Consider the following 13389-nt stretch of genomic DNA (forward strand, 5'->3'; position numbering starts at 1 on the left):
ACAAAACATATCCAGTTTCGTGATATGTTTCAAAAAGAGGCGTTACCGGTTCAACTGGAAAAGCGACATTCCCTGCATGTCGGTAAACGTTTTATAGGACGCCTGTAATGCCGCCTGTTGCATGACGTAGGAGGAAATGACCGAGTTCCAGTCCACATCTACCAGGTTGCTCATCTGCAGCTTCTGTCCCAGCGCACGGTCGCTTCCCAGTGAATCCAGCGTACTGAGTTCGCTCAGTTGCGTTCCCAGTTCCGCACGAACGGTCAGGACGTTATTGAGCGAATTTTTTAAGCCGCGATTGGTTTTATCAATGGCGGCAGCGGCCTTTTCTTTTTCCACGTCATTGCCTTCCACCGGGGTCTTGAGTGCGGCAATTGCCGTATCGAGCATGACAAACAGATTCTTTTCGGAGTCCGAGCCATCCGGTTCCGGCACCGCATTGCTGGTGATGCTATTAAAAATTTGCGCTCCCGTATGACCAATTACCATCGTGCGTGCGGAATCCACCTGCTGGGTAACACTTTTCTCGCCGCCATGATAACCACCTGTCGCCTGGTCGAATGGCGCCGCTTCCGTTTTATACCCGGCAAAGATATAGCGACCATTGCCGTCAGTGCTGTTTGCCAGGTTCATCAGCTGATCGCGGATCCCCTGTAAATCCGTCGCCAGCGACGCGCGGTCATCGTCGCTTAACGTGCCGTTTCCGGCATAGACGATTTTTTCCTGCGCGGTTTGAATCGCCGTCGTCACCTGACTGAGTACGCTTTCTTCCAGCGACACTTTTTGGGTGGCAAACGTACGCGCCAGGGCGTACTGGCTATTCTGCGCCTGCGCCTGAGAGAGTACTACCGCCTGCGACGCGGCGATCGGATCGTCAGATGGGTTGGTAACGCGCTTACCGGTAGACATCTGCTCGCCCAGCTTCATCCATTCGGCCTGAGAATTAGTGATGCCGCTCATATTTTGTTCGTACATCATCTGGGTACTGATACGCATGTCATCCTTCTCCTTTAGCGAATATTCAGTAACGCATCAAACAGCGCATTCGCGGTCTGCAATACTTGCGCATTCGCCAGATAATACTGCTGATAACGCTGCAAATTGCCGTACTCTTCGTCGAGGTTAACGCCGGAAACCGACTGTTGCTGTTTATAAAGCTGTTTAACCACATTCGCCTGCGTGGTGCTGCTGGTTTTCAGCGTTGACGTTTTGTTACCCACATCGCTGACCAACGTGGCGTAAGCATCGTTAAAGGTTTTGTTGCCGCCCACTACATTGCTGTTTTGTAAGTCCAGCAATGCCTGACCATTGCGGTTATCGCTGTCGCCGGTATCCACATCAGGATCGAGTTTTGACTCAGACGCCATCGCAATCTCGGCTTCATTTGTCACTTTAACGTTCATGTCGACGATAGCATTGCTGACCGGCTTGAGAAGAAAACTGTCGTTTTTCTGTGCGCCGGTCCCTACCGTCACTTTCAGACCGTCAATCTCCAGTTTTCCGTCAGCATCTTTTGTCGCCGTGAAGGTAGTGTTATCCGCAGTGCGAGTAACCTGCCAGTCTGTACCGTCAAAAACAATCTTATAATCCGTCGCCTGAACCTTCGTGCTGTCGACCACCTTAGCGGTTAGCGATACCGTTTTATCGGCATTATTACTGTTGCTATATACCACCGGCGAGCCAATGCTAAAGAAGTCTTTCCCTTTATTGCCGTCGGCGTCATAACCTTTGGTATGCTGCGCGTTAAACGCATCGGCAAACGCTAACGCCAACTGGCCCAGCGTATTACGAGTCTGATCCAGATCCTGAGAACGGAATGTCAGTAATCCGCCGAGCGAACCGGTGTTCAGCAACTTTTCCGGAATTTCGATGTTACCGGCGGCCTCATCGACATAAGCGACAGTCGTTCGCGTCGGGTCGGCGCTGGAGGGAACCGCCGCCAACTGACGCGCCGTCGACCCCTGCACCAGCGTATAGCCATTGGCCATCGTCAGGTTATAGGTGCCGCCGTCCTGTACACTCACCTCGACGCCAACGATCTTGTTAAGCTCGCTGACCAACTGATCACGCTGATCGAGCAGGTCGTTCGGCGATGCGCCCGCGCCTACGCCCGTCATACGGGAGATTTGATCGTTCAGGTTAGCTATCTGCTTCGCGTAATTGTTGATTTGCGCCACGCTGGAGCCAATCGCGATATTGACCTGTTTATCCTGATCGCGCAGATACTGATCGGTGGTTTTGAACTGGTTTACCAGCCCTTCCGCTTTACCAATCAGCGCCTGACGCGCCGCAGGATCTTCCGCGTTACTGACTAACGTTTGCAGGCTGGTAAAAAAACTCTGCAACGAACCAGACAGTGAGCTGGATTTATCGGCCAGCAGGTTGTCGATTTTCGACATTTGTTCATAGCGCGTGGTCAAGCCGCTGCTCTGGTTTTGCGCGCCGCGTAGCTGATTAGTGATAAACGCATCATATTCGCGCTGTACGCCTGAAACGTAAACGCCATTACCTATACAGCCGCCAGCCCCTAACGTACTGTTTGCCTGCGCCAGAATAGTTGTCTGCCGGGTATAACCCGCAACGTTATAATTGTTGATGTTATTACTGACCGTATTTAACGCGGCCTGCGCGGCGTTAAGTCCGCTCATGGCGTGATTAATCAAGCTGGACATGATGGTTCCTTTTAATCCTTCAATACTCGTTGTTATCGGCAGCGACTACGTGGACTTGAGCAATTTAAAAGAGATTGTCGAGATTCGCGCTGTAGGTTTTGCTGACCTTTTCACTCATCGCTTTCAACTGCTGAATCATGCTGGTCAATTTACGCGCGTAATTCGGGTCAGTGGCGTATCCGGCGTTTTGCAGGGCCACTGCGCCCTGCTCTGCCGTGGCGGCAGTGGTCACGGCAGCGTAGCGTGGGTTACGCGTTAACAGCGCGACATAATCCGATAACGCCTCCAGATACGAGCTATAGACGCGGAATTTCGCTTTCACTTTTTTCGCTTCGCCATTTTCGTATTCAGTGGTGGTGATTTCCGTCACCGGCCCTTTCCAACTGGCGGTCGCTTTCACGCCAAATACGTTATAGCTGGGTTCGCCATTCTCCCGCAGGATTTGCCGTTGCCCCCAGCCCGACTCCAGCGCCGCCTGCGCCAGAATCAGATGATGCGGCACCCCGCTTTGTTCGCTGGCCAGCCTCGCCGGGAGCGAAAGCTGGGCCAGAAAGTCTTTACTGTCGCCGGAGAGCGGCACATCGCTGCTGTCCGGCGTTTTCGGTATGGCTTTGCGCACCAGTTGGGTCAGCGCCTGATTTTGATAGCTGTTTACCGTCTCCAGGGAGAATTTAAGCGGTACTTGCGGCGCATCATCTGCAGGCATCGTCTGCCCGCCCGTCATCTGTTTAACCATCATATCCGCCAGCCCCAACCCCTTACCGGCGGTCATCTGCTGGGCGATCTGCTGGTCATACATGCTGGTATACAGACGGGTCTGATCGCTGCTGAATAAACCATCTTTGGGTAAAGCCTCGCGCATACTTTTCAGCATCATCTGAACAAACATCCCTTCCACCTGACGGGCCACAGGACGGATATTCGCCGCCGGGTCCTGGCCCGCTTTCGCTTTCAGTTCGTTCAGAGATTGCGCATCCCAGGCCGCGCTGGCCAGCAATTTACCGTCTCCGATCATCAGATGATTTCCAGTTTGGCGCGTAGACAGCCCGCGCTCTGCATGGACTGCAAAATCGACATCAGGTCCATCGGCGTCGCGCCAAGCGCATTCAGCGCGCGCACTACGCTGTTCAGATTGGCGCTGGAACGCACGCTCTGTAGCGATCCGCCGCTCTGACGCAAATCTATCTGAGTCTGTGGCGTCACCACGGTCTGCCCGCCGCCAAATGGCGTATTCGGCTGGTTGACGTTGAGCTGGCGATTGACTGTCACTGACAAATTGCCCTGCGCCACAGCGCAGCTATCCAGCGTGACTTCCCGATTCATGACCACCGAACCGGTACGCGAGTTGATCACGACTTTTGCATCCTGCGGCGTCACGTTGACTTCCATATTTTGAATGTCCGCCAGAAAACGCACCTGCGAGCTGTTGCCGCTGGGCACGCGTACCTGTACCGTTCGCGCATCAAGCGCAGTGGCGCTGCCGTAACCGCGGGCGCGGTTGATGGCATCGGTAATTTGCTGCGCCATCGTAAAATCTTCGTCGTTCAATTGCAGATTAATGGTGTTGCCAGCGCCGAACTGAGTCGGCAACTCGCGTTCGATAATCGCGCCGTTAGTGATGCGCCCGCCATTAAGCTGGTTAACCTGCACGCTACTGCCGCCTGCGGAAGCGCCCGCGCCGCCGACCAGAATATTGCCCTGCGCCAGAGCATACACCTGGCTGTCCACCCCTTTTAACGGCGTCATTAATAACGTCCCGCCACGCAGACTTTTAGCGTTCCCCATTGAGGAAACGACGACATCGATCGTTTGTCCCTGTCGCGCAAAAGGCGGATACGACGCCGTCACCATCACCGCCGCCACGTTTTTCAACTGCATGTTGGTGCCGGTGGGGACCGTAATCCCCAGTTGTGACAGCATGTTATTCAGCGTCTGGGTGGTAAATGGCGTCTGGGTCGTCTGGTCGCCCGTACCGTCCAGCCCGACCACCAGCCCGTAACCGATCAGCGAGTTTTCCCGTACTCCCTGGACACTGGTCAGATCCCGAATACGCTCGGCGTGCGCCAGAGTGGCAACCAGTGCCAGAACGATTCCTGCAAGAGCTTTAAACACATACACCTCGCTTACATCGGCGACAAATTAAGGAAGAAACGTTGCAGCCAGCCCATATTTTGCGCTTCGTTAATATAGCCGTTCCCGACATATTCAATCCGCGCATCCGCCACCTGTGTCGAGGGAACAGAGTTGCTGCCGCTGATGGTGCGTGGATTTACCACGCCGGAGAAGCGGATGAATTCCGTTCCCTGATTAATCGCGATCTGTTTTTCCCCCACGACGTGTAAATTGCCATTGGCCAGAACCTGATCGACGGTCACGGTTAGCGTGCCGCTAAAGGTATTGCTGGCATTCGCGCCGCCTTTACCGTTAAAAGAGTTGCCGCCGGAGGCCTCCATATCCGCGCGGGAATTACCGAATAATCCCTGCAGATAACGCGGTACCGTATCAAAACCAAAGCTGGTTTTGCCGTCGCGACTGGCATTTGCCGACGAGCTTTTACTGGCGCTGACGTTTTCCTGTAACACAATCGTGAGCGTATCGCCGATATTACGCGGTCGACGATCTTCAAAAAGCGGCTGATAGCCATAATTAATCGGCTGCGCAGACTGAAATATGGAGCCATTCGCCACCGGTACCGGGCCAGGTATCGGCTGCGCCGTGGTCGCCCCCTGCACGAGCGGTTTAGCGGGTATCCAGGCGCATCCTGTCAGCGTCGCGACCATCAGGGCCATAACTGGGTAAGCGTGAAGCGCGTATTTTTGCATTACCTTCATCTTCAAAATCAGGGAGCCGGTGGCGTATCCCCACCGGCGGCCCCTTAGAGTTGCGTCAGTTTCTGCAGCATCTGATCGGTCGTCGATACTGCTTTACTGTTAATTTCATAGGCGCGTTGAACCTGAATCATGTTCACCAGCTCTTCCGCCACGTTAACGTTCGACGTTTCGACATACCCTTGATACAACAACCCCGCGCCGTTGAGCCCCGGCGTGCTTTCGTTCGGCGCGCCGGACGATTGCGTTTCGATATAGAGGTTCTCGCCGATGCTTTCCAGACCGGTGTCGTTCATAAAGGTGGTCAGGTTAAGCTGCCCGACCTGAACCGGCGCGGCCTGCCCCTGCTGGGTCACGCTGACCACGCCGTCGCGGCCAATGGTGATACTTAACGCGTTGGCCGGAATGGTGATTGCCGGCTGCACCTGAAAACCGCCCGCCGTCACCAGTTGACCATTCTGATCCACCTGGAAAGAGCCGTCGCGGGTATAGGCAGACGTACCGTCCGGCAGCATGACCTGGAAAAAGCCCTGCCCTTTAATCGCCACATCTTTACTGTTGTTGGTCTGCGACAGGTTCCCCTGACTGTGCAGACGCTCCGTGGCGACCGGACGCACGCCGGTACCGATTTGCAGCCCGGAAGGCAGCGTCGTCTGCTCGGACGACTGCGCGCCCGGCTGGCGAATGGTCTGATACAACAGATCTTCAAATACCGCGCGCTGACGCTTAAAACCATTGGTGCTGACGTTTGCCAGGTTATTGGCAATCACATCCATATTGGTTTGCTGCGCGTCCAGACCGGTTTTGGCGATCCATAATGAACTGATCATAAAATGTCCTGTATTAACTCATCGACAGCAGTTGGTTAGCTCGCCCTTCGTTCTCATCTACGCTGGTGATAACCTTCATCTGCATTTCAAAACGACGTGCGTTGGCGATCATGTCGGTCATGGCTTCAACCGGCTTGACGTTACTGCCCTCCAGCACGCCCGACATAATGCGAATTGACGGATCGGCGGCCAGTACCGCCCCGCGTTCAGCCTGTGCCTCGGCGGTAAGGCGGAATAAACCGTCATCGCTCCGCTGCACCTCATTGCCTTCCGCTTTGACCAGCTTCAGTCGCCCAACGGGCGCCACCGTGTTTGGCGGGTCGCCGGGATTGAGCGCGGAGATCGTGCCGTCTGCCGCAATGGTGATTTCCGACCCTTCAGGAACGGTGATCGGGCCGCCTTCGCCGATAACCGGATGTCCCTGAATGGTTAACTGCCCGGTCGGGCCCACCTGGATATTCCCGTTACGGGTATATCCTTCAGCGCCATCCGCCGCTTGCACCACCAGCCAGCCGTCCTGCTGTAACGCGACATCCAGTGGGCGGGAGGTGTAGTCCAACTGACCCGGGGTCATATCCGCCCCCGGCGTCGACGCCGTAACCAGCGTGCGCGTCGCTAAAGAGAGGCCATCAACGGGCACCGCGCGTAGCGCGTTAAGCTGCGCGCGAAAGCCCGGCGTTGAGGCATTAGCCAGGTTGCTGGCCGTTACCGCCTGCTGGTTAAGCGTCTGGCTGGCCGCCCCCATGGCGGTATAAATTGCGTGATCCATTAAGCTATCCCGTCAGGCGCTTAGCGCAGGTTAACCAGCGTATTGAGGATCTGGTCCTGGGTTTTGATGGTCTGCGCATTCGACTGGTAGTTACGCTGCGCGACGATCATATTCACCAGCTCTTTACTCAAATCCACGTTAGAGGCTTCCAGCGCGCCGTTCGTCAGCTTACCGAAGTTGCCGGAACCGGCAGTCCCCAGCAGCGCAACCCCGGAGGCCTGCGTCGCCGCCCAGACGTTATCGCCCTGGGATGCCAGACCTTCGTTGTTGGCGAAGTTAGCCAGCACAATCTGCCCCAGCACCTGCTCCTGTTCGTTGGAATAGTTGCCAACTACGGTGCCATCGTTGTTAATCTGGTAGCTCACCAGGTCGCCCGGCTTATAGCCGTTCTGATTGGTGGCGACGATGTTGTTAGCCCCGGTGTTCTGCTGCATGGAGTTAAGGAAGCTGAGGGAGAAGGTGGCCGCTGTCGCGCCATTAATCGTACCGGTGGTGATGTTCACCGTACCGCCGGATTGCAGTGTCCCGTTTGCGTTAAATACCAGAGTGGTTGATGGTGCCGCCGGCGCTGTGGCTGCAGGATCGCTACTGTCATGGGTGTACACGGCCCATTCATTATCTTTGGTTTTCACAAAATAGACGTTCATGTCATGGGCATTACCCTGGCTGTCATAAACGGTGACGGTGCCTTTTTTGTTATACGAATCCGCATCACTCACGCTAAAGGGCGTTTTAGACGGTACAGGGTCCGTCGAGTTCAGGTTGATCTGCATTGACGCGGTGGTGGTCGATTTCGCCGCCATCAGCGTGTTCGGAATGGTGATCGGCGCAGGATTCGCCCCCTGCTGAATGGTCGGCGGCGTACCGGTGGCCGGATAGCCGGTCAACTGCATCCCCTGCATATTGACCAGGTTACGGTTCTCGTCCAGTTTGAACTGGCCGTTGCGGCTATAGAACACGGAACCGTTGCTGTCTACCAGGCGGAAAAAACCGTTCTGGCTAATCGCGACATCCAGCCCGCGCCCGGTGTTCGTTGTCGTACCGTCGGTAAAATCCTGGGTAATCCCCGCCACTTTTACGCCCAGCCCCACTTTGGAACCGGCAAACATATCGGCAAATGATGCCGTACCGGACTTAAAGCCATAGGTGGCGGAGTTGGCGATGTTATTACCGATAACATCAAGGTTGGTGGCCGCAGCGTTCAGGCCGCTAACCGCTTGAGAAAAAGACATGACTGACTCCTGATAAGTGTAAGGGCTTAGATTATTTGCCGAACTTCGTCGAGTGTGGTGGTGCCGTAGGTACCCAGATCCAACAGGTTGCCGTTACTGCCCTTCGTCACACCCTGTACCAGAGCGAATTGCAGCGGCTGCGCCACCAGTTGCGTCCCGCCATTGCTGGCGGTAATCGCAATGTTGTAAGAACCATTCGGTACCGTTGTTCCGTCCGTTTGCTTACCATCCCAGGTAAAGGTGTGTACCCCGGCTCGCAACTCACCGATCTCCAGCGTCCGTACCACCCGGCCATCTTTATCGGTAATGGTTGCCGTCACTTTGTCCGCAGGCTGTTGCAATTCCACGCCAAACGGCGTCGTGGACGTCACGGCCCCTTCTTCCGCGCCTTTACCCGCCAGAATTGTGGTGCCAGGCACCATAACGCCATGTCCAATCAGCGTGGTCGCCTGTAGGGACTGACTATTATCGATTTGCCCGGAAATAGCCCCCAGCGTCGTATTCAGTTTTTCAATGCCGCTCACGGTACTGATTTGCGCCAACTGTGTCGTTAACTCATTATTTTGTAATGGGTTAGTCGGGTCCTGGTTCTTCAATTGCGCGACCAGTAAGGTCAGGAAACTGCTTTGCAGATCGGCAGCGTTGCTTCCGGTCATCGACCCGCTGCCGGTCGTCGTTTTGACGCCCGTGTTGGTCGGGTCATTCATATTTACGGCAATAGACATACGCGCCTCCTTTACTGGCCTAATGTCAGCGTTTTAAGCATCATGCTTTTTACGGTATTCAGGACTTCGATATTTGCCTGATAGCTGCGCGAGGCTGACATCGTGTTAACCATTTCGCCGACCACATCGACGTTGGGCATTTTGACGTAACCATTAGCGTCCGCCAGCGGATTGCCTGGCTCATAAACCAGCTTTTCCGGTGCCTGACTTTCAATCACGCTGGCGACCTTTACCCCGCCAGTGGCTTGACCCGGCGCGGCGTCCACCTGAAAAACCACCTGTTTGGCGCGATAAGGCTGTCCGTCCGGGCCGGTGACGCTATCCGCATTCGCCAGGTTACTGGCCGCAACGTTCAACCGCTTGGACTGCGCGGCAAGCGCCGATCCGGCAATATCAAAAATGTTTAACAGCGCCACGAATTAGTTTCCTCCCTGTAGCACATTCATCATGCCTTTGAGTTGGCTACCCAGAACGGTAAGCCCCATCTGATATTTGAGACTGTTATCCGCAAACTGCGTACGTTCCCTGTCCATATCTACGGTGTTACCATCCAAAGAAGGCTGATCGGGTACGCGGTAAAGCAGATCCACTGCGGGAGAAGAGACCGCCTGAGCGGGAATATGGTGAGAGGAAGTCAACGTTAACGCGACGCCGCCGGTTTCTTCCCGTCCACGCACCATCACCTTTTTTAACTCACTGGCAAAATCAATATCGCGCGCCTGATACCCCGGCGTATCGGCATTGGCGATATTCGCCGCTAATATTTCCTGACGTTGCGCGCGCAGATTTAGCGCTTCCTGCTGAAATCGTAAGGCGGCATCGAGCCTGTCGAGCATATCTCCTCCGCAAATGGCAAAATTCAGCCGACAGCTTAAATGCCTTCACGCGCGCGTTATCGCCGGAATAAACGCAAAATGCGTCGCTATTTATTGCGTTGATGCTTGCTTCACACGGGTAGAATCCTGTCATGACATCAACCAGGGGGAAGTACCATGCAAACGTTAAAACGAGGATTCGCCGTGGCGGCTTTGCTGTTCAGCCCCCTGACAATGGCGCAGGACATCAACGCCCAATTGACCACGTGGTTTTCCCAGCGTCTGGCTGGCTTCAGCGATGAGGTGGTTGTCACGCTCCGTTCATCGCCTAATCTGCTGCCGAGCTGCGAGCAGCCAGCCTTCAGCATGACGGGCAGCGCGAAGCTGTGGGGCAACGTCAATGTGGTGGCGCGCTGCGCCAATGAAAAACGTTATTTGCAGGTGAATGTGCAAGCGACCGGCAATTATGTCGCCGTTGCCGCGCCCGTCGCGCGCGGCGGAAAATTGACGCCGGCCAACGTCACGCTAAAACGTGGCAGGCTGGATCAGTTACCGCCGCGGACGGTACTGGATATCCGTCAGATTCAGGATGCCGTCAGTTTGCGCGATCTCGCTCCTGGGCAGCCGGTACAGCTTACGATGATACGTCAGGCCTGGCGCGTCAAAGCGGGGCAACGAGTACAGGTCATCGCCAATGGCGAGGGGTTTAGCGTCAATGCGGAAGGTCAGGCGATGAATAATGCCGCCGTCGCGCAAAATGCGCGCGTGCGCATGACATCGGGTCAAATCGTGAGTGGAACCGTCGATTCTGATGGGAATATTCTTATTAACCTATAATTGTGTAAAGATTTTGTCGCGGCTGCCGATGAGATATTCAACCATGATGGTAGCTGGCCGCTACAACGTAACCCTCGATGAGGATAAATAAATGAGCATTGACCGTACCTCACCTTTGAAACCCGTTAGCACTGTCCAGACGCGCGAAACCAGCGATACGCCGGTACAAAAAACGCGTCAGGAAAAAACGTCCGCCGCGACGAGCGCCAGCGTAACGTTAAGCGACGCGCAAGCGAAGCTCATGCAGCCAGGCGTCAGCGACATTAATATGGAACGCGTCGAAGCATTAAAAACAGCTATCCGTAACGGTGAGTTAAAAATGGATACGGGAAAAATAGCAGACTCGCTCATTCGCGAGGCGCAGAGCTACTTACAGAGTAAATAAGCGTATGACTCGTTTGTCAGAAATACTTGACCAGATGACCACCGTCCTGAATGACCTGAAGACGGTGATGGACGCCGAGCAACAACAGCTTTCCGTAGGCCAGATTAACGGCAGCCAGCTACAGCGTATTACAGAAGAAAAAAGCTCGTTGCTGGCGACGCTGGATTATCTGGAACAACAGCGCCGTCTGGAGCAGAACGCGCAGCGTAGCGCAAACGATGACATTGCAGAGCGCTGGCAGGCGATTACCGAAAAAACGCAGCATCTTCGCGACCTCAACCAGCACAACGGCTGGCTACTGGAAGGGCAAATTGAGCGTAATCAACAGGCGCTGGAGGTGCTGAAACCTCACCAGGAGCCGACCTTGTACGGGGCTGACGGTCAGACTTCCGTCTCTCACCGCGGCGGTAAAAAAATTTCTATCTAATCAGTGCCGGATGGCGACGTTGCGCCTTTCCGGCCTGAATGCCTTGTAGGCCTGATAGCACAGCGCTATCAGGCACTGAATTTACGCCGTCCGGCGAACAAACTCTTTCACTTTAAAGCCCAGCACGGCAAGCGCGGCGAAATAGGCCGCGATACCCGCGATCACTACCGCCATCAAACGTAGCAAACGCCATAGCATCGACCCTTGCGACCACTCCGGCATAATATGCAACACGCCGAACAATACGGCGGCCATCACCAGTACGGAAATGATCAGACGCATCAGGAACCACATCCAGCCCGGTTGTGGCGTAAAGATATTCTGTTTGCGCAGTTGCCAGTACAGCAGCGACGCATTGAGACATGCCGCCAGACCAATAGAGAGCGACAGCCCGGCGTGTTTCAGCGGTCCAATAAACGCCAGGTTCATTAACTGCGTCATGATTAACGTCACGATGGCGATTTTCACCGGCGTTTTAATATCCTGGCGAGAATAGAAGCCCGGGGCCAGCACTTTTACGACGATCAAGCCAATCAGCCCCACCGAATAGGCGATTAACGCCCGCTGCGTCATTGCCGCATCAAAGGCGGTGAATTTACCGTACTGAAACAGCGAGACCGTCAGCGGCTTCGCCAGAATGCCTAACGCTACCGCGCTCGGCAACGCCAGTAAAAAGCACAAACGCAGCCCCCAGTCCATCAGGCGGCAGTACTCATCATGATTGCCGCTGGCAAAGCTTTTCGACAATGACGGCAACAGGATGGTCCCCAATGCCACGCCCAGCACGCCGGACGGGAACTCCATCAACCGATCGGCATAGTACATCCATGAGACCGAGCCGGAGGCCAGAAACGAGGCAAAAATGGTATTGATGATAAGGGAGATCTGACTGACGGATACGCCCAAAATCGCCGGCCCCATCTGTTTGACCACCCGCATCGCCCCGGTGTCGCGAAAGTTAATGCGCGGCAGCACCAACATACCGATCTTTTTCAAATACGGAAGTTGATACACCAGTTGCAGCACGCCGCCGACGGTGACTGCCCAGGCTAACGCCAGCACCGGCGGATTAAAGTATGGCGCGGCGAATAATGCAAAACCGATCATGCTGATATTAAGAAATGTCGGCGCAAAAGCGGGAATGGAGAAGCGATTCCAGGTGTTGAGAATGGCGCCAACCAGTGAAGCCAGCGAGATCAGCAGAATATAGGGAAACGTAATCCGCAGCAGTTGCGTCGTCAGCGCGAATTTATCCGCAGTATCGGCAAAACCCGGCGCGGTTACCATAATCACCCACGGGGCGGCCAGCATACCGGCCACCGTCACGACGGCCAATGCCAGCGTCAACAGGCCGGAAACGTAAGCGACAAAGATCCGCGTCGCTTCTTCACCCTGCTTGCTCTTATATTCCGCCAGGATAGGCACAAAGGCCTGAGAAAAAGCGCCTTCGGCAAAGATCCGGCGTAGTAGATTGGGGAGTTTAAACGCCACAAAAAAGGCGTCGGTCGCCATCCCTGCGCCAAAAATTCTGGCGACAATCGCATCACGGGCAAAGCCCAACACGCGTGAAAACATAGTCATCGAGCTGACAGCAGCCAGCGATTTCAATAAATTCATTTCTTTTGTATTCCAGACCCTGGCGTAAAACTCCTGCATGGCTGATCCATCGACCGGATAACGCAACTTCTGCCGTATCCGGCTGTATCACCGCGCCTGACGGCGACGTTAAAACGTCTTATCAGGCCTTACAGACTCCCCACGGTTTGCCATTATTCACTGTGAAAAGAGGTATTATGTAGAGTGGGCATATATACCCGCCATACTTCGAGTTGCATGTGCGTTAGCTTTTCTGCAACTCGAATTATTGAG

General features: G+C 54.8%; 15 protein-coding genes. 3 read left to right on the forward strand and 12 right to left on the reverse strand.

Features of this window, described 5'->3' with window-relative positions; all coding sequences use genetic code 11:
* Window positions 1–42: 42 nt before the first annotated feature.
* The 11 genes from flgL to flgB all read right to left on the reverse strand — a co-directional run bounded on the left by flgL (window position 43) and on the right by flgB (window position 9892).
* A complete protein-coding gene (flgL, locus tag LDB27_RS12955; protein WP_001223032.1) occupies window positions 43–996 on the reverse strand; it encodes a flagellar hook-associated protein FlgL in 954 nt (317 codons plus the stop codon).
* Between the two features lie 14 nt (window positions 997–1010).
* On the reverse strand, window positions 1011–2672 hold the full coding sequence (gene flgK / locus LDB27_RS12960) for a flagellar hook-associated protein FlgK (RefSeq protein ID WP_225519851.1): 1662 nt from the start codon (window positions 2670–2672) through the stop codon (window positions 1011–1013).
* A gap of 64 nt (window positions 2673–2736) precedes the next feature.
* Window positions 2737–3687, reverse strand: a complete 951-nt coding sequence (gene flgJ / locus LDB27_RS12965; protein WP_000578687.1) for a flagellar assembly peptidoglycan hydrolase FlgJ — start codon at window positions 3685–3687, stop codon at window positions 2737–2739.
* The gene (locus LDB27_RS12970) at window positions 3687–4784 is read right to left on the reverse strand and encodes a flagellar basal body P-ring protein FlgI (RefSeq protein WP_001518955.1); all 1098 of its coding nucleotides are present in this window, start codon (window positions 4782–4784) and stop codon (window positions 3687–3689) included. The genes flgJ and LDB27_RS12970 overlap by 1 nt, the downstream gene beginning before the upstream one ends.
* Window positions 4785–4795: 11 nt before the next feature.
* Window positions 4796–5494 carry a flagellar basal body L-ring protein FlgH gene (gene flgH, locus LDB27_RS12975; RefSeq protein ID WP_001174897.1) on the reverse strand — a complete coding sequence of 233 codons (699 nt, stop codon included), beginning with the start codon at window positions 5492–5494 and terminating at the stop codon, window positions 4796–4798.
* A 53-nt stretch (window positions 5495–5547) separates the two neighbouring features.
* Window positions 5548–6330, reverse strand: coding sequence for a flagellar basal-body rod protein FlgG (flgG, locus tag LDB27_RS12980; RefSeq protein ID WP_000625851.1), 783 nt, complete (start codon window positions 6328–6330; stop codon window positions 5548–5550).
* 13 nt (window positions 6331–6343) lie between these two features.
* Window positions 6344–7099: a flagellar basal body rod protein FlgF gene (locus LDB27_RS12985; RefSeq protein ID WP_000349278.1), complete on the reverse strand. Its 756-nt coding sequence runs from the start codon at window positions 7097–7099 to the stop codon at window positions 6344–6346.
* A gap of 20 nt (window positions 7100–7119) precedes the next feature.
* On the reverse strand, window positions 7120–8331 hold the full coding sequence (gene flgE, locus LDB27_RS12990) for a flagellar hook protein FlgE (RefSeq protein WP_000010562.1): 1212 nt from the start codon (window positions 8329–8331) through the stop codon (window positions 7120–7122).
* Between the two features lie 26 nt (window positions 8332–8357).
* Window positions 8358–9056 (reverse strand): flagellar hook assembly protein FlgD, encoded by a 699-nt coding sequence (gene flgD / locus LDB27_RS12995; RefSeq protein ID WP_000020450.1) that lies wholly within the window; start codon window positions 9054–9056, stop codon window positions 8358–8360.
* 11 nt (window positions 9057–9067) lie between these two features.
* Window positions 9068–9472 (reverse strand): flagellar basal body rod protein FlgC, encoded by a 405-nt coding sequence (gene flgC / locus LDB27_RS13000; RefSeq protein WP_001196448.1) that lies wholly within the window; start codon window positions 9470–9472, stop codon window positions 9068–9070.
* Window positions 9473–9475: 3 nt separating this feature from the next.
* The gene (gene flgB / locus LDB27_RS13005) at window positions 9476–9892 is read right to left on the reverse strand and encodes a flagellar basal body rod protein FlgB (RefSeq protein WP_000887043.1); all 417 of its coding nucleotides are present in this window, start codon (window positions 9890–9892) and stop codon (window positions 9476–9478) included.
* Between the two features lie 156 nt (window positions 9893–10048).
* Here flgB and flgA point away from each other — a divergent pair, with 156 nt between their 5' ends.
* From flgA to flgN, 3 genes are all read left to right on the forward strand, one after another.
* Window positions 10049–10708, forward strand: a complete 660-nt coding sequence (flgA, locus tag LDB27_RS13010; protein ID WP_001194086.1) for a flagellar basal body P-ring formation chaperone FlgA — start codon at window positions 10049–10051, stop codon at window positions 10706–10708.
* A gap of 91 nt (window positions 10709–10799) precedes the next feature.
* A complete protein-coding gene (gene flgM / locus LDB27_RS13015; RefSeq protein ID WP_000020893.1) occupies window positions 10800–11093 on the forward strand; it encodes a flagellar biosynthesis anti-sigma factor FlgM in 294 nt (97 codons plus the stop codon).
* Between the two features lie 4 nt (window positions 11094–11097).
* Complete coding sequence (flgN, locus tag LDB27_RS13020; RefSeq protein ID WP_000197547.1) at window positions 11098–11520, forward strand: flagella biosynthesis chaperone FlgN; 423 nt, start codon at window positions 11098–11100, stop codon at window positions 11518–11520.
* Between the two features lie 81 nt (window positions 11521–11601).
* Here the strand turns inward: flgN and murJ are convergent, their stop codons facing one another.
* On the reverse strand, window positions 11602–13137 hold the full coding sequence (gene murJ, locus LDB27_RS13025; protein WP_001537775.1) for a murein biosynthesis integral membrane protein MurJ: 1536 nt from the start codon (window positions 13135–13137) through the stop codon (window positions 11602–11604).
* Between the last annotated feature and the right edge of the window lie 252 nt (window positions 13138–13389).

The sequence above is a fragment of the Salmonella sp. JXY0409-18 genome (assembly GCF_020268625.1).
Classification (GTDB): Bacteria; Pseudomonadota; Gammaproteobacteria; order Enterobacterales; family Enterobacteriaceae; genus Salmonella; species Salmonella enterica.

Coding starts and splice junctions, on each gene's coding strand:
- flgA (WP_001194086.1), top strand. CDS start 10,049: ATGCAAACGTTAAAACGAGGATTCGCCGTGGCGGCTTTGCTGTTCAGC.
- flgJ (WP_000578687.1), bottom strand. CDS start 3,687: ATGATCGGAGACGGTAAATTGCTGGCCAGCGCGGCCTGGGATGCGCAA.
- flgH (WP_001174897.1), bottom strand. CDS start 5,494: ATGCAAAAATACGCGCTTCACGCTTACCCAGTTATGGCCCTGATGGTC.
- LDB27_RS12985 (WP_000349278.1), bottom strand. CDS start 7,099: ATGGATCACGCAATTTATACCGCCATGGGGGCGGCCAGCCAGACGCTT.
- flgG (WP_000625851.1), bottom strand. CDS start 6,330: ATGATCAGTTCATTATGGATCGCCAAAACCGGTCTGGACGCGCAGCAA.
- flgN (WP_000197547.1), top strand. CDS start 11,098: ATGACTCGTTTGTCAGAAATACTTGACCAGATGACCACCGTCCTGAAT.
- flgB (WP_000887043.1), bottom strand. CDS start 9,892: ATGCTCGACAGGCTCGATGCCGCCTTACGATTTCAGCAGGAAGCGCTA.
- flgK (WP_225519851.1), bottom strand. CDS start 2,672: ATGTCCAGCTTGATTAATCACGCCATGAGCGGACTTAACGCCGCGCAG.
- murJ (WP_001537775.1), bottom strand. CDS start 13,137: ATGAATTTATTGAAATCGCTGGCTGCTGTCAGCTCGATGACTATGTTT.
- flgL (WP_001223032.1), bottom strand. CDS start 996: ATGCGTATCAGTACCCAGATGATGTACGAACAAAATATGAGCGGCATC.
- flgD (WP_000020450.1), bottom strand. CDS start 9,056: ATGTCTATTGCCGTAAATATGAATGACCCGACCAACACGGGCGTCAAA.
- flgE (WP_000010562.1), bottom strand. CDS start 8,331: ATGTCTTTTTCTCAAGCGGTTAGCGGCCTGAACGCTGCGGCCACCAAC.
- flgM (WP_000020893.1), top strand. CDS start 10,800: ATGAGCATTGACCGTACCTCACCTTTGAAACCCGTTAGCACTGTCCAG.